Below are 17,307 nucleotides of genomic sequence, written 5' to 3' on the forward strand. Positions count from 1 at the left end.
ATATCCTCAGGGGTGAATTGGCACAGAGTGCCAAGAGGGGCGCGAGCGCCCCTATATTTATCACTATAGGGAAGAGGCATGGCCAGTCTTTGCAGATCCTGTTTTGCCTCTTTCAGCGAGGCGACCCGAGGGCGCTGCCCGCGCTGCCGTCGTGACGGGCTGGTCAGCCATGATGAGCTTTTTCACCTGGGCCTCGCCCATATTGATTGTGACAGCTTCTATGCCTCGGTCGAAAAACGCGACAATCCAGAACTGGCCTCGGTGCCCCTGATCGTGGGCGGCGGCACACGTGGGGTGGTGACCACATGCTGCTATGTGGCGCGTATCTATGGTGTCCGCTCGGCAATGCCGATGTTTCAGGCCCGCAAGCTCTGCCCCGATGCCGTGGTTTTGCCCCCACGCATTGCCTATTATGCCGAAGTCTCCCGCGAGATCCGCGCCAAAATGGCGCGCCTGACCCCGTTGATCGAGCCTCTCTCGCTGGACGAAGCCTTTCTGGACCTTCGTGGCACCGATACGCTGCATGGTATGCCCCCCGCCGAGAGCCTTGCGCGGCTTGCCGCCGAGATCGAGAGCGAGATCGGAGTGACCGTCTCGGTCGGGCTCAGCCATAACAAGTTTCTGGCCAAGATCGCTTCCGATCTGGATAAGCCGCGCGGGTTCTCGGTGATCGGTCAGGCCGAGACGCGCAAGTTTCTCCGCGACAAGCCGGTGGGGATTCTCTGGGGGGTGGGAGCCGCGACACGTCAGGCTTTGGGGCAGGCAGGGATCCGCACGCTCACCGATATCCTCCGCATCGGGCGCGACGATATGATCCGGCGTTTCGGGGGGCAAGGGATGCGGCTCTGGTCACTGGCGATGGGCGAGGATGACCGCCGCGTGAACCCGGATGCGCCGGTAAAAAGCGTCTCGAATGAAACAACCTTCTCGGAAGACCTCAGTGACCGCGAAGCGCTTCTGGCGCAACTCTGGCATATGGCCGAGAAGACCGCCGCACGCATGAAAGCGAAGGAACTGGCAGGCAGTATTGTCACCTTGAAGCTGAAGAAATCGGATTTCTCCACCCTGACCCGCCAGTCGCAACTCGAAGATCCGAGCCAGCTGGCCGATACGCTGTTTCAGGTGGGCAAGCGGTTGTTTGACACCCTGCCCGCAGGCACGCCCTATCGGTTGATCGGTATCGGTTATTCGGGGCTAAGGCCCGCACGCGAGGGAGATCCGGTGGGCGATCTTCTGGACCCCGATGCGGGGCGGCGCGCCAAGCAGGAGCGCGCGATGGATGCCATCAGGGCCAAATTCGGCGTGGATGCGATCCAGATGGGGCGGGGGTTCCGGAAAGACTGACCTACTCCGCTGCCATGGTATCTGGCTGGTCCGACCGCCCGATGGCCGCAATCCGCGCCAGAACCCCATCCATCAGGGACTGGAACTCGGCGAAATCCGCACGCCGTTCAATTCGCGCTTCATCCATATAAAGCGCTCGGTTGATCTCGATCTGGATGGCGTGGCGATGATTGGCAGGCTGGCCATAGGTCTTGGTGATATAGGCTCCTGCGAAAGGGGTATTGCGGCTCACCGAGAGGCCTGTCGCGGCAAAAGCGGCCTCGATCTCTTCGACGATATGCTCCGAGGCGGAACTGCCGTAGCGATCGCCGATCACGATTTCCGGTCGTTTAAGGCCGAATGCCTCGATCGCCTCGCTGGGCATGGAATGCAGATCGACGAGAATCGCCTCCCCGAACCGTTTTTTATTGGCCTCCATCAGCAGATCGATCTGACGGTGCCATGGGGTCCAGATGTCATCGAGACGGGTCTCGGCCTCCGCGAGACTTATTTTCCCGCGCAAGATCGCCCGCCCGCCAGAGACCACGCGGGGAATCACGCCCAGACCGGCTGCAACACGGCTGCCACTGCCGCGCTGACGCAGTCCTTCGACGATTCCCGGGTCGAGTTCGTCACGCGCTCTATTGAGGTCGAGATAGGCGCGCGGATATGTTGCGGCGATGCAATAGGCCCCGAGCTGCGCCCCCAGATGCATGAAATCATCGACAAACGCGTCCTCGGATGACCGCAGGCGCGCCAGATCCAGAACAGTATTTTGTTGAAAATCAGTTGGATAGTAACTTCCAGAATGGGGGGATGAGAAAATAACAGAGGTCCGGACTGGATCGGGTTCGCAGAGCCGGAAAGCCGGTCGATCATGTTTCATGGACGGTCATGAACCTCCTTTGTGATGACCTCAGTGTAGCGCAATGCATTTTCTCGTCAAAACCCCCTTGCGCGTCGTGCGAACACCTTTTATAGACCCCTCCACACCGAGGAGGTGAACCGAAAGGTTGCAGACCGGATCAAGCAACAGCTTGAGACCAAACGCAATCCAAGGCAAATCATTTCGGAGCGTGGGCGGTTAGCTCAGCGGTAGAGCACTACGTTGACATCGTAGTGGCCACTGGTTCGATCCCAGTACCGCCCACCATTCTATTCCGCCGCCCCTTCGGCCTGGCTGTCGGGGCTTTTTGCTTTCAAGGCGCACGCGCGCCGCGACAAGGAGATACGACCATGAAGGTTCGCAACTCGCTCCGCTCGCTCAAGCAGCGTCATCGCGATTGCCAGATCGTGCGCCGCAAGGGCCGCGTCTACGTAATCAACAAGACGCAGCGTCGTTTTAAAGCCCGTCAGGGCTGACTCGACCGAGCCATCGGCAAAGACAAGACCGCAAGGGAAACCTTGCGGTCTTTCTTATTGGGCGATCACCATGCCGGATTACCCTGCGGTCAGACCGGATTTCTGTAGCCTGCGGCACAAAGTTCTGATTCTATGGATTTGTAGCGTTTCGGAAGGCACTGCCATGCTGACCCTTCTTCTCCACCGCCCCTCGGCGCAAGAGTTCTACCGCGTCGAGGTGAGTGACAATCTCTTCGGCGAATATACAGTGCAGCGCGAATGGGGTCGCGATGGCCGCGCTTGTGGCATGCGCAACGTGCTGTTCACCAACCTTCGCGACGCCGTGCAGGCGGCCGATACATGGCGCCTCAAGGCCGCCCGCAGGGGATATGCACTGACCGAGGCTGTGGCCGCCTGAAGCCCCTCAGAAGGGCGTATCGGCGGTAAATGCCAGAGGCTCGCCGCCATCGGGATGGCGCAGCCGCAGCGTGTGGGCATGCAGCATCAGCCGTGGAAAGTCCTGCGCCGCGCCCTCGGCATAGAGCGGGTCTCCGAGAATCGGATGCCCTAGCGCTTGGCAATGCACCCGCAACTGATGGCTACGCCCGGTCACCGGCATAAGCCGCACACGCGTCGTTCCATCGGGATCATGCTGCAGCACCTTCCAGTCGGTCTGGGCGGGCTTGCCGGTTTCATGGTTCACATGCTGGCGCGGACGGTTGGGCCAGTCCACGATCAGCGGCAGGTCCACCCGGCCCGTCTTGGGCTCCAGATGCCCCCAGAGACGCGCGAGATAGGTCTTCTTGGTCTGGCGATGCTCGAATTGCAGTCCCAGATGGCGCTGCGCATGAGGCGTCAGCGCGAAGACCATCACCCCCGAGGTGTCGCAATCCAGCCGGTGCACCAGCAGCACCTCCGGATAGGACTGGCGCAACCGCGCGATCAGGCAATCCGCTTTCTCCGGCCCCTTCCCCGGCACCGAAAGCAGCCCTGACGGTTTGTCGACCACGAGAATCTCGTGATCGGCATGCAGGATCTTGGGCGGGTCGGAGGGCGGATCATAGCGATACATCATCGCCACCGATTGCCCGCGATGTGCCAGCCGGTCAAGTCTTCCTTGCGCATGAGGGGTTAAAATAGACATCTCGGCCACTTCCGTTGGGGAATGGAGCGAAATCGATTCGGAATTACGGTTTGGTAAGTTTTAGCCCCTACTCCTAGAGAAAATTGAGTGACGAGCCGGAGACCGCAGATGAACCTCTATGCCGAAGCCCGCCAGGATGCACTGTGGGTCCGCGTCGACGAGAATCGACTCGATGCAGCCATTGCCATCCGCTTCAAGGACCAGATGCGCGAAGTCTGCATGCAGCCGTCACAACGCGTCATTCTCGATCTGGAATCTGTCACCTTCCTCGATAGCTCGGGATTGGGGGCGATTGTCGCCGTCATGAAAGCCCTGCCCAAGGACCGGAAGCTGGAACTGGCCGCGCTGAACATGAACGTCGCGAAGGTGTTCCGGCTGACCCGCATGGACACGATCTTCAAGATCCACCCGACCCTAGAGGATGCCTTCCTACCGGAGGTGCGGAATGCTGGCTAACCACGACGCACATGCGTTGAAAAGTGGCACGGCTGTTCCGCGTGGTGAACGGCAGCCAAGGATCTTCCATCATAGTTTTCCGGCCACTCCGCTGGCCGTGCGCGAAGCCCTGCGCAATGCGCTCGCGAGATTCGTCCTGCATATGAGTCAGGACGAGGCCGGAACGCTCGAACTGTTACTGGCCGAGATCCTGAACAATATCGTCGAACACAGCTATCAGGATAGCGGGGTCGGCACGATTACCCTCTCCATGGTGATGGATAAGCGCGGGCTTAACTGTTCGGTGACCGATGACGGCCTCGAACTTCCTGCCTTCGTTCTCGAGGACCCCGCGACATTCGACACGGTAGAAAACGCCCTTCAGACGCTGGATACCGAGGAGCTTCCGGAGGGAGGATTCGGCTGGTTCCTGATCCGTGATCTTGCAGAAGATCTGGGCTACAGGCGCGAGGATGGTCGCAACATGCTCGCTTTCCGCCTGCCGCTGAAGCAGGACGGCTGATCCGGCTCAGTTCATCTGGAATTGCAGAGGATAGGCTCCATCGGCAAACTCGCCAAAGAGATCCGGCAGGTCCGGATGCTCCACAGGCTCGCCAGTCTGATCCGCCAGAAGGTTCTGTTCGGAGACATAGGCGATGTAATAATCATCATCCGTCTCTGCGAGCAGATGGTAGTAGGGCTGATTCTTTGTCGGCCTGCTGTCTTCGGGGATTGCGTCATAGAACTCCTGCGAATTCGCAAAAGTCGGATCGACATCGAAGACCACACCACGGAACGAGTCCTTACGGTGGCGCAAAACCTGCCCGATATGGAATTTGGCTTGAGTGGCAAACATGTTCGCCCTTCCCTAGTCTTTTCGATTTCTTAATGCTTCTACAAAGAAACTAGGGCTTTTTCCACAAATTCGCAGGAAACAATCTGTATTATTGGTGCAGAAGGCTCGCTGATAGGCTTTGTGATTTTCGTTTGGGGCATTTTCAGATACAATTAACGACAAAACGAGAGCAAAAATCAGGCAAGAGCAGTATGAAGAAATTCGCCTTTCTGGCGCTGGCCCTTCTGGTCGCCTCCTGTGGTGGGGGCAACTACCAGGCGCCACAAAATCTAGACGACGCATGCGCCCTGTCGCGTGAGCGGCCTGCCTATTTCCGGGCCATGAAACGCACCGAATCGCGCTGGGGTGTTCCCGTCTATGTGCAGATGGCCACGATCCATCAGGAATCGCGGTTCGTCGGCAATGCAAAAACCCCGTTCAAATACGCTCTGGGTGTGATTCCCCTCGGCCGTCAGAGTTCGGCCTATGGTTACAGCCAGGCCCTTGATGCCACTTGGGAGGAATATCGCGCGCAGGGCGGCAGCCGCGGTGCAAGACGCAACCGTATTCAGGACGCGACCGATTTCATCGGTTGGTATATGGACGGCACGACAAAGAGCCTCGGTATTCCGAAGACCGATGCGATGAACCAGTATCTCGCCTATCATGAAGGGCGTGGCGGCTATTCGCGTGGCAGCCACAAATCCAAGCCGTGGCTTCTGGCCGTGGCCCGAAAAGTGCAAAGCCGCGCGCTGATGTATCGCGCGCAGCTTGCTTCTTGTGGTCGACTGTAACGAAAGAGCTCAGCCGCCTCGGCGGCTGATTTCCTGATTGATCGAGAAGACCGACGGCGCCAGCGCCTTACCGTTCTGAAGCCCGTTGAGGATGACGGTGGTCTTCGCTCCCGCATTATCGGTGATCACCCATTGGCGCAGCTGCGTCGGGCCATCCGTGAAAACCATCTGGATATTGCCATATTCCGGATGCTGCGGATCATGTGCGGTGACAGTGGTCTTTGTGCCATCGGAGGTGTGGCTGGTCACCATACCCGATTTCGCCAGATTTACATCCGCCGCCAGAATAAGGCTCAGAGGCGTTTTGGACAGCGGATACTGTTCTGGCCGGCCCATATTCGACTTCGGATCGAAGATCGCCACCTGACCGGCCGAAGCCAGCACCAGCGTGTTGTCATTGTCATATTCGAACCGAACGCGATTCGGACGGCGGATATAGATCGTGCCCGTCGAGATCGAGCCGTCGGAGTTTACCTGTGTAAACTTGGACGACGCCGATTGCAGGCTGTTGAGATAACTGGACAAAGTCCCAAGCGGGATCGCATCGGCAAATGCCGGCACGGCAAGAGACAGGGCGAGGACGGGCGCAAGCGCGAAGCGAAGTATGTTCATAGACGAGAATTTAGGCGCTTTTTGAAAAAGGAAAAGCCCCACGCAATCAACTTGCGCGGGGCGTTCATCACAGTTCAGCAGAAAGCCGCTCAGGCCTCGGGGATCAGGATCTCGCGTTTGCCGACATGGTTGGCCGAGGAGACCACATGATTTTCCTCCATCTGCTCCACCAGACGCGCGGCCTTATTGTAGCCGATGCCCAGTTTGCGCTGGATGTAGGAGGTCGAGCATTTGCGATCCTTCGCCACAATCTGCACCGCCTGATCGTAAAGCGCATCCTCATTGCCGGTATTGCCACCGGTATTGAGGCCCAGCACCGCGTCGATATCGGAGGCTTTATCATCTTCCGGCCCCTCGACCACACCCGACATATAGCTGGGCGGCCCGAAGGATTTCAGGTGGTTGACCACCTCCTCAACCTCTTCATCCGAGCAGAACGGGCCGTGGACGCGGTTCAGACGCGAGCCGGTGCCCATATAGAGCATATCGCCCATGCCCAGCAGCTGCTCGGCGCCCTGCTCGCCCAGAATGGTGCGGCTGTCGATTTTCGAGGTCACCTGGAAGGAGATCCGCGTGGGGAAGTTTGCCTTGATCGTGCCGGTGATCACATCCACCGAGGGGCGCTGGGTGGCCATGATCAGGTGGATGCCCGAGGCCCGCGCCATCTGCGCCAGACGCTGGATGCAGGCCTCGATCTCCTTGCCCGCGACCATCATCAGGTCGGCCATCTCGTCGACGATGACGACGATATAGGGGAAGGGCTCGGGCTGGAACTCGTCGGTCTCGAAGATCGGCTCGCCGGTTTCTTCGTCAAAACCGGTCTGCACGGTGCGCTTGAACATCTCGCCTTTGGCCAGCGTCTCTTTCACGCGGCCGTTATAGCCCTCGATATTGCGCACGCCCATCTTGGACATCTTGCGATAGCGGTCTTCCATCTCGCCCACGACCCATTTCAGTGCCACTACGGCCTTCTTGGGGTCGGTCACGACCGGAGACAGCAGATGCGGAATGCCGTCATAGACCGACAGTTCCAGCATCTTCGGGTCGATCATGATCAGACGGCACTCATCCGGCGTCAGGCGGTAGAGGAGTGACAGGATCATCGTGTTGATCGCCACAGATTTCCCCGACCCCGTGGTCCCCGCGATCAGCAGGTGGGGCATCTTGGCAAGGTTTGCTACAACCGGCTCGCCGCCGATATCCTTACCCAGCGCCAGCGGCAGGCGCATATTGCCATCCGAGAAATCACGCGCCGTCAGGATCTCGCGCAGCACGACCTTCTCGCGATGGTCATTGGGCAGTTCGATCCCGATCACCGTCCGGCCCGGCACGGTGGACACACGCGCCGAGAGCGCCGACATGGAACGCGCGATATCATCAGCCAGACCGATCACGCGGCTGGCCTTCAGGCCCGGCGCCGGTTCCAGCTCGTACATGGTGACCACCGGACCCGGACGGACCGACACGATCTCGCCCTTCACACCGTAATCCTCCAGCACGTTTTCCAGCTGGCGGGCATTTTCTTCCAGCTGCTCGTCGGGCAGCTGGTGACGCGGGATCGAGGCCGGATCGGTCAGCAGGTTGATCGGCGGCATCTCGTAATTCGCATGGGTCGCAGGCGGCATTTTCGCAGGCTTCTGGATCGCGCTGCGGTTCAGACTCTCGCCCTGTGCCACAGTTCGGGCATTGGCCATCGGCGCCTCGACTGCCACAGGACGGGCGGGTTCGGCTGCGATCGGGGCAAGATCCTCCATCTCGTCATGATCGTCGCCGCTGAGCGTCGCATCTTCGGCATAGGCCTCACCGCGCTGGATGGTGCGATAGGTGGCCGCAGACATATCGGTCTCTTCTGGCTCATCCTGGGGGGCGTCATAGGGCTCGACAGGAGCCGAGAAACGCGCACGCGGCTCCTCTTCCGGCTCGGGCGACACGCGGGCGCTGCCATAGCTCTCGTCCAGCTCGCCAAAGGCATCCACATCGAAGGGCTCGAATCCTTGCGGCTCGGCCTCTTCGACCTCGTCCATATGGTAGCCCTGATCAAGCCATTGATCTTGCTTCGCGAACTCATTGCGCGGCTCGGCCATCAGACGGGAGCGAGCCTGCGAGACCTCCTCGGGCCGCGCGGCATAAACGGGCGCCTCGGCACCGGCATGTGCCCCGCCGAAGCGCGGCATATAGCGCGGTTCGGCGCGAAGCGGCGGCTCGATCCGCGCAGGTTCTGCCTTCAGCTGCGGTTCGACACGCTCGCGCGGTTTAGGCCCACGTGCCAGGCGGCGGGCAACGGCGGCCATCACCGAGCGCGGGGCCTCGGGACGTGCCGGCTCATAGGATTCGACCTCTTTCAGTTCGGGCTCCGCATAACGCTGCGGGGCGCTGCGCTGCACGCGCGGCGCGGGCGGGGCCTGACGGCGCTGGTGCACTGCCTCGGCAATACGCGCCTTGATCCTGTCGGGGCTCGGGGCTTCGGCAGGTTCGGCACGCAAGTCGTCATACCCGAAATCGACAATCTCGGGCTCCAACTGCGGCTCGGGCATCGTGTCCGTGGGGCGGATAATCCGCGTCAGGAAATTGCCGCGTGGCGGCTCCTGATAGGGTTCCTCGTCATAAAGAACCTCGTCCTCTTCCTCGAATACGGGTTCCTGATATGCCACGCGGCGCGCAGGGCGGGCCACCGCTTCGGCCTGATATTCCTGCTGCGCCTCCCATGCGGCCAGCTCCTCGGCATGGGCCTGCGCTTCGGCGCGGCGCGAACGGTGGCGCTCGGCGGCACCCCGTGCCGCCAGCACGGAGGCCGAAGCCCCCTGCCCGACCATCCGCATGATCGTGTCATAGATCGCCAGCAACCCCAGCAGCAGGAACCGCAGGATATTCTGCAGCTCCGGCTTGATGAAACCGGTGACAAACAGCGTCATCGCGATGCTCAGCGCCACAAAGACCAGCGACAGGAATTTCACAACAAACGCCGAGGCCCCGACGATGCCCAGCATCATTCCCGCGATCATATCGCCGAAATGGCCGCCAAGCCCGAAATTCGCCGTCCATTCGGCGCCGGGCACCAGAAGCGCCGCATGGACCGAGGAGACCGCAATCGCAATCGGCAGGAAGATCAGCCGTGGCAGAGCGCGTTCCTCGCCACGATGGGTCATGAACCGCACCCCCCAGAGCGCCGCCGAAACCGGCAGCAGCCACGCACCGCGCCCGAAGATCACATAGAGCGGCGAGGCAAGGCCCGCACCGATCCGGCCCAGCCAGTTATGGACCTCGCCATCTGTGGCGGCCATCCAGCTGGGATCTTCTGGCGAATAGCTGGCAAGCATCATGGTCAGCAGCGCCGCCAGAACGATCAGGCCCGCTCCGGCGAGTTCCTTACCGCGACGCTCGAGAAGAGCCTGCGTATTCTGGTCGAGAAGGGGGTCGCGCTGTCTCATCTGATACAATGCCATCTGCTGCTCGTCCTCAAAGGTAAAGGCAATCGCGGAGCCTGATCAGCCCCCGCTGCGTTTCTTCTCTCGGGGCGACCAGAGCCACCCGGATATAGGATCTGCCGGGATTTTCGCCCGCGACGTCACGCGAAAGATAGCCGCCCGGAAGCACCCGAACGCCCGTCTCGCGCCAAAGTTTCATAGCGGCGGCCTCGCCATCCTCGACCGGAAGCCACAGGAAGAACCCCGCCTCCGGCATGGCGACCGAATTGATACCGTCAAACACCACGGCCGCATCGTCAAATTTCTCTTGGTAGAGCCTGCGGTTCTCGACCACATGGTCCTCGTCGGCCCAGACTTTCTCCGCCACCCGCTGAAGCGGCTGCGGCAGTGGCGCACCCGAATAGGCCCGCAGCTGACGGATATAGGACATGCTTTTGGGCCCTGCAGCCACAAATCCCGACCGCAGTCCCGGCAGGCTCGAGCGCTTGGAGAGCGAATGGAAGATCACCACCCGCTCGGAATCGGCCCCCACCTCCTGCGCCACCTCAATCAGGCCGGGGGGCGGATCGTGGCGGTAAAGCTCGGAATAGCACTCATCGGCGAAGACGCGGAAATCGTGTTTCTCGGCCAGCGCCAGAAGATCGGCCAGATACGCGCGCGAGGCCACGGCGCCCTGCGGGTTGGCCGGCGAACAGATGAAGGCGATCGCCGTGCGATCCAGCACCTCGGGCGGCAGCGAACGGTAATCGGGCATATAGCCCGTTTCCTTGGTCGCGGGCACAAACACCGGCTCTGCGCCGACCATCATCGTGGCGATGGCATAGACCTGATAGAACGGGTTCGGGATCAGCACGGCGGGTCGCTTGCCGCCCTTCGTTTCGGGGCAAAGCGCCAGAAGCGCGTTGAACAGCCCCTCGCGCGTGCCATTGAGCGCCATGATCCGGTCGTCCCCGACCTCCACGCCATAGCGGCGCTTGATCCATGCGGAAATCGCCGACAACAGCTCGGGCGTGCCATTATTGGCAGGGTATTTGCCGAACTCGGCCACAGAGGCTGCCAGCACATCCCCCACAAACCCAGGCATTGCATGCCGTGGCTCGCCGATGGTCATGTTGATCACTTCCCCGCCCGGCTGGTGGGAATCGAGCAGCGTCCGCAAACGCGGAAACGCGTATTCGGGCAGGTTCGAGAACCGCTCGGGATAATCCATTATGTGCCTCATCTGCCGGAGTCATTTATCGCCCCGTTCGGGACGACGTTACCCAAAAACCACATCACCTGTCTAGATCATGGCAAGAGAGGGGCGCGGTCGCCTCAGGATTGTGGCATTTCAGCCAAGAGCCGATTCCACCGCCGCCGCGACGCAGAGAAGTTTTTCGTCATGCCCATTTTGCCCAAGCAGGCTTAGCCCGACCATGTCCTGCCCTGTCGGCAAGGTGATGGCTGGTCCGCCCGAGAGCGCGGCCAAACGGGCATTCCGGCAGGCCAGCTTCCGTTGCGTCGTGAATAAATCGTGATCTATCAAGAGGCTATCATAGGTGGGCGGCAGCTGCGCGACACTCGGCATGATCACGCCGTCATAGCCCGAAACCAGCCTGCCCCAAACCCGCCGCAGCTCCTGCAGCTGGCGCATTCCCTGTAGATAGCGCTCCGCCGTGACCCCGCCTGCCTTCTCGAAGACACGCATCAGATCCGGCGTGACTTTCAGCGGATTCGCACTCGCCAGTGCCTGCCAGCAGGCATGGATCTCGGTTTCGATCAGAAAACACAGCCCCATCAGCGCCTCGACGACCGGCGGGCTTTGCGCCGTAATCCGTGCCCCCGCCCGCGACAGGACCCCGAGCGCCTTGCTGGTCGCCTCGAGGCAGGCGGGGTCGGCATCATCATAGACCGGCCCCTCCAGCAGCAGGAAATGCGCGCCCGACAGGGTGGCCCCGCGCAGATCCGGCGCGCGCCCGCCTTCGATCAGAGCCAGCCCCTCGGCACAGTCCTCCACGCGACGCGCCATGAGCGCGGGCGTGTCGAACTGCGTGGCGCAGACCATTCCCGCTTGCGGCAACCGCCCGATGCTGGGCCGGAACCCCACCAGATCGTTCCATGCCGCAGGCACAAGCACACCACCGCCACCATCCATACCCACAGCCATCGCACAAAGCCCCAGATTGACCGAAAGCGCCGCCCCCGAGGCCCCGCCCCCCGTTACCCGCGTCGGGTCATAGCGGTTGGGCGGGGTCACCCCGATGGAATTTACTCCCAGAAGATCAATCCCCAGCTCGGTCATCTGGGTCTTGCCCAGACAGACGCCGCCCGCAGCACTTGCCTGCGCCAGAACAGCGGCATCACACTCGGGCACCCGCCCTGCAAACAGCCGCGTGCCAGCCTCGCTCACCCGCCCCGCGCTATCGAAACTGTCCATCCAGCTGATCGCCACCCCGTCGAGCCGGGAGCGCCCCTGCCCTACCTTGGTGCGGGTGCGCGCGGCCATCGCCTCGAACCGCGCCCGATTGGGGGTCAGGCGGGTAAAGGCCATCCGCCCGTCGCGCCCTGCCGCAGTTTCAAGATACAACTCCACCTGTGCCACCGGATCCAGCATACCCGCCGCAATCAGACGGCCCTGTTCCGCAGCAGGCAGATAACGTGTCGAGGTCATCACACTGGCTCTCCAATCATCAACCCCGCAAGGCTAGCCCCGATTTTATCGTTCTGACAATGGGGCTTAGATCAATCATGCACAGGGAATGGACAAGCCGCGCGAAAACGCCATATTTAGCGGCATGAAAACCGATTGCGATATCCTCATCTCCGGTGGCGGGCTCAACGGCCCCACCTTGGCGCTGGCCCTCGCCCAAGCGGGGCTGCGCGTGACTGTGGTCGATGCGACGCCTGCACGGGCGCGGGCCGATCTGGGCTTTGACGGGCGGGCCTATGCGCTGGCTACAGCCTCGCAGCGCCTGCTGAAGGGGCTGGGCCTCTGGGCAGGGCTGGCGCCCGATGCGCAGCCGATGATGGATGTAAAGGCCTCGGACGGTCATGCCGGCGAAGGGGCCGCCCCCTTCTTCCTGCATTTCGACTCCCGCGAGACGGACCAGTCCCCCGTGGGCTGGATGCTCGAGGACCGCTACCTGTCGCGCGCGTTGCACGACGCGATGGAGGCGGAACCCGATATCACGCTGATCCCCGCGACCTCGGTCACCGGACAGGAGGTCGACGCGGGCCATGTCACCGCGACCCTGTCGGATGGCCGGAGCCTCACCGCCCGCCTTCTCGTGGGGGCGGATGGCCGCAAATCCGGCGTGGCCGAGCGTGCGGGAATTGCCCGCGAGGGCTGGGATTACGGCCAGACCGCGCTGGTGGCCGCCATTGCCCATGAAAAACCGCATCACGGTATCGCGCACCAGTATTTCATGCCGACGGGTCCTCTGGCGATCTTGCCGCTGACCGGCAACCGCTCCTCCATCGTGTGGAGCGAGACACGCGAGAATGCCGAGACGCTCAACGGACTGTCAGATGGCGATTTTCTGGGCCTCCTGCGCCCACGGTTCGGGAACTTTCTGGGCCAGATTTCGCTCGCGGGGCCGCGCTTCAGCTATCCGCTGAACCTGACGCTTGCCAAATCCTATGTCCAGACGCGGATCGCGCTGGTGGGGGACGCGGCACATGGCGTGCATCCGATTGCGGGACAGGGGCTGAACCTCGGGCTGCGCGATGTGGCAGCGCTGGCACAGGTGCTGGTGGATGCGCACCGGCGTGGCGACGATATCGGAGCGCTGAATGTGCTCGAGGATTATCAAAGCTGGCGGCGGTTCGATTCCACCTCGCTCGCCTTGGGGATGGATACGGTCAACAGACTGTTTTCCAACCATAATCCGATCCTGAAACTCGGGCGTCAGCTGGGAATGGGGGTCGTTCAGGCCCTCCCCGGCCTGCGTCGCGGGTTCATGGCACAGGCGGCGGGCCTCGGCGGACCATTGCCGCGCCTTCTGAAAGGCGAGCCGCTTTAATCGGCCTCGAGTTCGCGCGCCTCGGACGGAATGAGGATCGGGATACCGCCACGGATCGGGAAGGCCAGCTTGGCCGGTTTCGAGATCAACTCTTGCGCCTGCGCATCATAAAGCAGGATCGCATGGGTCAGCGGACAGACCAGCACCTCGAGCATCCGGCGGTCAAAGGCCGGACGTTCAGGGGCAACGCGGTCGGGATTGTCCTCGGGCTCGCTCACTGCAGGCTTTCCTCGCCATCCCCGCTACGCAGGGCGAAATCGATCAGCGTCAGCAGGGTTTCGCGACGCACCGTCAGGTTGGGCGTCTCCAGAAGCGCCTGCTTGTCTTCGGGCGAAAGCGGCATCAGCATCGAGAGCGAGTTGATTAGCAGCTCGTCCTCGGCATCCTCGAGACTGTCCCAATCCGTCTCCATGCCATTGGCCTCGAAGAAACGGCTCAGGATCCGGAAGAAGCTCTCGCGTTCGAGCCCGGCATCATGTTCGGGCCCGCGCAGGTCGCCAGCAAATTCCTCCCAGTCGACCTCGCCCACCACATAAGGGGTAAAGCCGTCCCGCGCGCCCATCAGACGGAAGCGTGACACACCTGTCAGCGTGATCAGGTAACGCCCGTCCTCGGTCTCCGAGAATCCGGTCAAACGGCCAGCGCAGCCGATGGGCGCCAGCTCGGCCTCCTCGCCATGCTCGCGCGGCAGGATCATTCCGATCAGCCGCTCGGGCGTCTTCAGGCAATCCTCGATCATCTGCAGATAGCGCGGCTCGAAGATATGCAGGGGCAAGGTTCCCCGAGGCAGCAGAAGCGCCCCGGGCAACGGGAAGAGCGGAATGGCATCGGGCAGGTCGATGAGGTTATACATGAGCCACCAGTTAGGCCGAAACGCGCATCAAGCAAATATCATCGATGCGAGTTTCCGGCGGCCTTTGGAGACCAGCGGATCATTGGGTTTGAGCGCCTCGAAAATGGTTTGAAGCTGGGTTTTGGCCGCCCCCTCGTTCCATTCACGGTCACGGCGGAACAGCTCCAGAAGCTGGTCGATCGCGCCTTCGGCATTGCCTGCCGCAAACAGGGCTTGCGCCAGATCGAACCGCGCCTGATGGTCGGACGGATCGGCATCGACCTGCGCCTGCAGCTCGGCCTGCGGACCGGCATTGGCCGATTGCCGCGCCAGTGCCAGCTGGGCGATTGCGGCCTCGACGGGCGCGGCCTTGGCCAGTGCGGGCGAGGCACCTTCGGCCACGGCCTGCGCCTGATCCAGCTGACCTGCCGCAACATGCGCGCGGATCAGCCCGCCAAAGGCCTCGGCATTCTCGGGCTCTTCTTCGAGAATGGCGGCAAAGGTCTCGGCCGCGTCTTCCGCTGCCCCCTCGGACAGCATCTCTTCGGCGGCCGCAATCGCATCGGCCAGACCGTTATCGGCGCCCGGCCCCATCTCTGCGATCTTGGTCACGAATTTCTCGATCTCCGAGCCGGGAAGCGCGCCCTGGAAGCCGTCAACTGGCTGGCCCTGATAGAAGGCATAGACCGTCGGGATCGACTGGATGCGCAGCTGGCTGGCGATCATCTGGTTCTCGTCCACATTGACCTTGGCCATGACCACAGCGCCCTTGGCCTTGGTTACCGCCGCCTCCAGCGCCGGACCGAGCGTTTTGCACGGCCCGCACCACGGCGCCCAGAAATCGACGATCACCGGAACGGTCTGCGATTTCTCGATCACCTCTGCCATGAAATCGGCTTCGGTTACGTCTTTGATCAGGTCTGTGGCCGGAGCGGTTCCGCCCCCGATAATGTCATTGCCGAGCATGCTGTCTTCCTTTCGGAGTTCTGTCGGTTTCTATATGCGTCCAAGGCAGCGTCCCGCCAAGGGGCGCTTGCCGCCGGAACGAAATTAAAGATCGAAGGTCGCGAAGACCGGCGCGTGATCGGAGGGCTGCTCCCAGCCGCGCACATCGCGCAGGATCCGCGAGCCGGACGCCGCGCCCGCGATATCGGCGGTGGCCCAGATATGGTCCAGACGGCGTCCCTTGTCGGCGGCATCCCAGTCCTTCGCGCGGTAGCTCCACCAGCTGTAGAGAAGCCCGTCGGGAATATCCTTGCGGGTCACATCCACCCAGTTGCCCGCCTGCATCACATCGGCCAGATGCTCGACCTCGACGGGCGTGTGGCTGACGATCTTGAGAAGCTGCTTGTGCGACCAGACATCATCCTCGCGCGGCGCGATGTTGAGATCGCCCACCAGAATGGCGCGCTCGGGCGCGCGGGCGGCAAATTCGTCGCGCATATGGGTCAGGAAATCGAGTTTCTGGCCGAATTTCTCGTTCACACTGCGGTCGGGCACATCGCCCCCTGCCGGCACATAGAAATTATGCACTGTCACGCCGTTGGCCAGTCGTCCCGCGATATGGCGGGCATGGCCCAGATTGGCGTAATCCTCGGCGCCCGCTTCCTCCATCGGGATCTTCGAGAAGATCGCGACGCCGTTATAGCCTTTCTGGCCACGGGCAACCATGTGCTCGTATCCCAGCGCACGGAAGGTCTCGAAGGGGATCTTGTCCACAGGGCTCTTGCACTCCTGCAGACACAGCACATCGGGTGCCTCCTCCTGCATCAGACGAGAGACCAGCCCCTCGCGCAGGCGGACCGAATTGATGTTCCAGGTGGCAAGGGTAAAACTCATGATCGTCTCCGTTTAACGCGCGCGGATAGTGGCGATAACGGGGATCGGGCGCAAGGCGAAAGGCTGGAAGCACAAGGGGGAAGACGGCAGGGGCATCGTCTTTTGCATATCGTGGGGAAACCGTACGGGCGACCGGACTCGAACCGGTATGGGCCTAGGCCCCAGGGAGTTTAAGTCCCATGCGTCTACCATTCCGCCACGCCCGCAACGACGCCTTCGCTAAGCGAAACGCCCACCCCGCGCAAGAGGCAGGCGCGGTTACCCCCGCAGAATTTCGTCCAGACGTGCCTTTTCCTCGACACTAAGCGCCTCGGGTCCGGCGTCCTTTGCGCGGTTGCGACGGCGCACCCAGACGAATACCCCGCCAAGCGCCAGCAGGAAGATCACGGGAGCTGCGAAATAGAGGATCAGGTTGACCCCCGTCGCCTGTGGCGAGAACAGGACATATTCGCCATAGCGCGCCTCGACATAATCGAGCACCTGCTGGTCGGTATCCCCCGCCACCAGACGCTCGCGCACCAGAACGCGCAGATCGCGCGCCACGGCGGCATTGGAATCGTCGATATTCTCGCCCTGACAGACGGGGCAGCGCAGCTCGGCGCTGAGATCGCGGGCACGCGCCTCGAGCGCCGGATCGGACAGCATCTCGTCGGGCTGGACGGCCAGGGCCGACACAGATTGCACTAGGATCAGGGAAAGAACCAGAAAGACCTTACGGATCATCGC

19 protein-coding genes and 2 tRNA genes are annotated in these 17,307 nt (G+C 61.9%); 8 read left to right on the plus strand and 13 right to left on the minus strand.

The features are described 5' to 3' along the window. Positions 1-78 precede the first annotated feature (78 nt). The gene (locus tag ABEB22_RS04590; protein WP_406870929.1) at positions 79-1,344 is read left to right on the plus strand and encodes a DNA polymerase IV; all 1,266 of its coding nucleotides are present in this window, start codon (positions 79-81) and stop codon (positions 1,342-1,344) included. 1 nt (position 1,345) lies between these two features. Here ABEB22_RS04590 and ABEB22_RS04595 read toward each other — a convergent pair whose 3' ends face one another. After that, positions 1,346-2,209 carry an N-formylglutamate amidohydrolase gene (locus ABEB22_RS04595; RefSeq protein ID WP_406870930.1) on the minus strand — a complete coding sequence of 288 codons (864 nt, stop codon included), beginning with the start codon at positions 2,207-2,209 and terminating at the stop codon, positions 1,346-1,348. A 192-nt stretch (positions 2,210-2,401) separates the two neighbouring features. Between ABEB22_RS04595 and ABEB22_RS04600 the strand changes: the two genes are divergently transcribed. The 3 genes from ABEB22_RS04600 (at position 2,402) to ABEB22_RS04610 (ending at position 3,082) form a co-directional block, all read left to right on the plus strand. Further along, a tRNA-Val gene (locus ABEB22_RS04600) sits at positions 2,402-2,476 on the plus strand. 83 nt (positions 2,477-2,559) lie between these two features. After that, complete coding sequence (ykgO, locus tag ABEB22_RS04605) at positions 2,560-2,685, plus strand: type B 50S ribosomal protein L36 (RefSeq protein ID WP_096433353.1); 126 nt, start codon at positions 2,560-2,562, stop codon at positions 2,683-2,685. 163 nt (positions 2,686-2,848) lie between these two features. Beyond that, positions 2,849-3,082, plus strand: coding sequence for a WGR domain-containing protein (locus ABEB22_RS04610; protein WP_350936575.1), 234 nt, complete (start codon positions 2,849-2,851; stop codon positions 3,080-3,082). Positions 3,083-3,088: 6 nt separating this feature from the next. Here the strand turns inward: ABEB22_RS04610 and ABEB22_RS04615 are convergent, their stop codons facing one another. Continuing rightward, positions 3,089-3,739: a pseudouridine synthase gene (locus tag ABEB22_RS04615; RefSeq protein ID WP_339114454.1), complete on the minus strand. Its 651-nt coding sequence runs from the start codon at positions 3,737-3,739 to the stop codon at positions 3,089-3,091. 177 nt (positions 3,740-3,916) lie between these two features. Between ABEB22_RS04615 and ABEB22_RS04620 the strand changes: the two genes are divergently transcribed. Both ABEB22_RS04620 and ABEB22_RS04625 read left to right on the plus strand, forming a co-directional pair. Further along, positions 3,917-4,264: an STAS domain-containing protein gene (locus tag ABEB22_RS04620; protein WP_339114040.1), complete on the plus strand. Its 348-nt coding sequence runs from the start codon at positions 3,917-3,919 to the stop codon at positions 4,262-4,264. After that, positions 4,254-4,766 (plus strand): ATP-binding protein, encoded by a 513-nt coding sequence (locus tag ABEB22_RS04625; protein ID WP_339114039.1) that lies wholly within the window; start codon positions 4,254-4,256, stop codon positions 4,764-4,766. Before ABEB22_RS04620 ends, ABEB22_RS04625 begins: the two co-directional genes overlap by 11 nt. A gap of 6 nt (positions 4,767-4,772) precedes the next feature. Here ABEB22_RS04625 and hspQ read toward each other — a convergent pair whose 3' ends face one another. Then, positions 4,773-5,099 carry a heat shock protein HspQ gene (hspQ, locus tag ABEB22_RS04630; RefSeq protein WP_339114038.1) on the minus strand — a complete coding sequence of 109 codons (327 nt, stop codon included), beginning with the start codon at positions 5,097-5,099 and terminating at the stop codon, positions 4,773-4,775. A 191-nt stretch (positions 5,100-5,290) separates the two neighbouring features. Here hspQ and ABEB22_RS04635 point away from each other — a divergent pair, with 191 nt between their 5' ends. After that, a complete protein-coding gene (locus tag ABEB22_RS04635) occupies positions 5,291-5,872 on the plus strand; it encodes a lytic transglycosylase (RefSeq protein WP_339114037.1) in 582 nt (193 codons plus the stop codon). 9 nt (positions 5,873-5,881) lie between these two features. On the opposite strand, the gene ABEB22_RS04640 is transcribed toward ABEB22_RS04635, so the two are convergent. From ABEB22_RS04640 to ABEB22_RS04655, 4 genes are all read right to left on the minus strand, one after another. Then, positions 5,882-6,484 carry an outer membrane lipoprotein carrier protein LolA gene (locus ABEB22_RS04640; RefSeq protein WP_339114036.1) on the minus strand — a complete coding sequence of 201 codons (603 nt, stop codon included), beginning with the start codon at positions 6,482-6,484 and terminating at the stop codon, positions 5,882-5,884. Positions 6,485-6,573: 89 nt separating this feature from the next. Continuing rightward, the gene (locus tag ABEB22_RS04645) at positions 6,574-9,927 is read right to left on the minus strand and encodes a DNA translocase FtsK 4TM domain-containing protein (protein WP_406870931.1); all 3,354 of its coding nucleotides are present in this window, start codon (positions 9,925-9,927) and stop codon (positions 6,574-6,576) included. A gap of 13 nt (positions 9,928-9,940) precedes the next feature. Next, entirely contained in the window at positions 9,941-11,119 is a 1,179-nt protein-coding gene (locus ABEB22_RS04650) for an aminotransferase class I/II-fold pyridoxal phosphate-dependent enzyme (protein ID WP_406870932.1), read from the minus strand. A gap of 120 nt (positions 11,120-11,239) precedes the next feature. Then, positions 11,240-12,559: an amidase gene (locus ABEB22_RS04655; protein ID WP_406870933.1), complete on the minus strand. Its 1,320-nt coding sequence runs from the start codon at positions 12,557-12,559 to the stop codon at positions 11,240-11,242. A gap of 124 nt (positions 12,560-12,683) precedes the next feature. Here ABEB22_RS04655 and ABEB22_RS04660 point away from each other — a divergent pair, with 124 nt between their 5' ends. Then, on the plus strand, positions 12,684-13,910 hold the full coding sequence (locus tag ABEB22_RS04660; protein WP_406871122.1) for a UbiH/UbiF/VisC/COQ6 family ubiquinone biosynthesis hydroxylase: 1,227 nt from the start codon (positions 12,684-12,686) through the stop codon (positions 13,908-13,910). Here the strand turns inward: ABEB22_RS04660 and ABEB22_RS04665 are convergent. From ABEB22_RS04665 to ABEB22_RS04690, 6 genes are all read right to left on the minus strand, one after another. Beyond that, positions 13,907-14,065, minus strand: coding sequence for a Trm112 family protein (locus ABEB22_RS04665; RefSeq protein ID WP_339114452.1), 159 nt, complete (start codon positions 14,063-14,065; stop codon positions 13,907-13,909). The two genes, ABEB22_RS04660 and ABEB22_RS04665, sit on opposite strands and share 4 nt — an antisense overlap. 59 nt (positions 14,066-14,124) lie before the next feature. Beyond that, positions 14,125-14,763, minus strand: a complete 639-nt coding sequence (locus tag ABEB22_RS04670) for an LON peptidase substrate-binding domain-containing protein (RefSeq protein WP_339114032.1) — start codon at positions 14,761-14,763, stop codon at positions 14,125-14,127. A gap of 27 nt (positions 14,764-14,790) precedes the next feature. Then, entirely contained in the window at positions 14,791-15,708 is a 918-nt protein-coding gene (gene trxA / locus ABEB22_RS04675) for a thioredoxin (RefSeq protein ID WP_406870934.1), read from the minus strand. Positions 15,709-15,792: 84 nt separating this feature from the next. After that, positions 15,793-16,581, minus strand: coding sequence for an exodeoxyribonuclease III (locus ABEB22_RS04680; RefSeq protein WP_339114030.1), 789 nt, complete (start codon positions 16,579-16,581; stop codon positions 15,793-15,795). Between the two features lie 123 nt (positions 16,582-16,704). Then, positions 16,705-16,787 (minus strand) — tRNA-Leu (locus ABEB22_RS04685). 52 nt (positions 16,788-16,839) lie between these two features. Next, on the minus strand, positions 16,840-17,304 hold the full coding sequence (locus ABEB22_RS04690) for a cytochrome c-type biogenesis protein (RefSeq protein WP_339114029.1): 465 nt from the start codon (positions 17,302-17,304) through the stop codon (positions 16,840-16,842). Positions 17,305-17,307 lie beyond the last annotated feature (3 nt).

It is taken from the genome of Thioclava sp. 'Guangxiensis' (assembly GCF_045348365.1).
GTDB classification, from domain to species: domain Bacteria; phylum Pseudomonadota; class Alphaproteobacteria; order Rhodobacterales; family Rhodobacteraceae; genus Thioclava; species Thioclava kandeliae.

Bases quoted from the DNA above. Each gene is read 5' to 3' on its own strand.
- ABEB22_RS04590 (WP_406870929.1), top strand. From the start codon at position 79: ATGGCCAGTCTTTGCAGATCCTGTTTTGCCTCTTTCAGCGAGGCGACC.
- ABEB22_RS04595 (WP_406870930.1), bottom strand. From the start codon at position 2,209: ATGAAACATGATCGACCGGCTTTCCGGCTCTGCGAACCCGATCCAGTC.
- ykgO (WP_096433353.1), top strand. From the start codon at position 2,560: ATGAAGGTTCGCAACTCGCTCCGCTCGCTCAAGCAGCGTCATCGCGAT.
- ABEB22_RS04610 (WP_350936575.1), top strand. From the start codon at position 2,849: ATGCTGACCCTTCTTCTCCACCGCCCCTCGGCGCAAGAGTTCTACCGC.
- ABEB22_RS04615 (WP_339114454.1), bottom strand. From the start codon at position 3,739: ATGATGTATCGCTATGATCCGCCCTCCGACCCGCCCAAGATCCTGCAT.
- ABEB22_RS04620 (WP_339114040.1), top strand. From the start codon at position 3,917: ATGAACCTCTATGCCGAAGCCCGCCAGGATGCACTGTGGGTCCGCGTC.
- ABEB22_RS04625 (WP_339114039.1), top strand. From the start codon at position 4,254: ATGCTGGCTAACCACGACGCACATGCGTTGAAAAGTGGCACGGCTGTT.
- hspQ (WP_339114038.1), bottom strand. From the start codon at position 5,099: ATGTTTGCCACTCAAGCCAAATTCCATATCGGGCAGGTTTTGCGCCAC.
- ABEB22_RS04635 (WP_339114037.1), top strand. From the start codon at position 5,291: ATGAAGAAATTCGCCTTTCTGGCGCTGGCCCTTCTGGTCGCCTCCTGT.
- ABEB22_RS04640 (WP_339114036.1), bottom strand. From the start codon at position 6,484: ATGAACATACTTCGCTTCGCGCTTGCGCCCGTCCTCGCCCTGTCTCTT.
- ABEB22_RS04645 (WP_406870931.1), bottom strand. From the start codon at position 9,927: ATGGCATTGTATCAGATGAGACAGCGCGACCCCCTTCTCGACCAGAAT.
- ABEB22_RS04650 (WP_406870932.1), bottom strand. From the start codon at position 11,119: ATGGATTATCCCGAGCGGTTCTCGAACCTGCCCGAATACGCGTTTCCG.
- ABEB22_RS04655 (WP_406870933.1), bottom strand. From the start codon at position 12,559: ATGACCTCGACACGTTATCTGCCTGCTGCGGAACAGGGCCGTCTGATT.
- ABEB22_RS04660 (WP_406871122.1), top strand. From the start codon at position 12,684: ATGAAAACCGATTGCGATATCCTCATCTCCGGTGGCGGGCTCAACGGC.
- ABEB22_RS04665 (WP_339114452.1), bottom strand. From the start codon at position 14,065: ATGCTCGAGGTGCTGGTCTGTCCGCTGACCCATGCGATCCTGCTTTAT.
- ABEB22_RS04670 (WP_339114032.1), bottom strand. From the start codon at position 14,763: ATGTATAACCTCATCGACCTGCCCGATGCCATTCCGCTCTTCCCGTTG.
- trxA (WP_406870934.1), bottom strand. From the start codon at position 15,708: ATGCTCGGCAATGACATTATCGGGGGCGGAACCGCTCCGGCCACAGAC.
- ABEB22_RS04680 (WP_339114030.1), bottom strand. From the start codon at position 16,581: ATGAGTTTTACCCTTGCCACCTGGAACATCAATTCGGTCCGCCTGCGC.
- ABEB22_RS04690 (WP_339114029.1), bottom strand. From the start codon at position 17,304: ATGATCCGTAAGGTCTTTCTGGTTCTTTCCCTGATCCTAGTGCAATCT.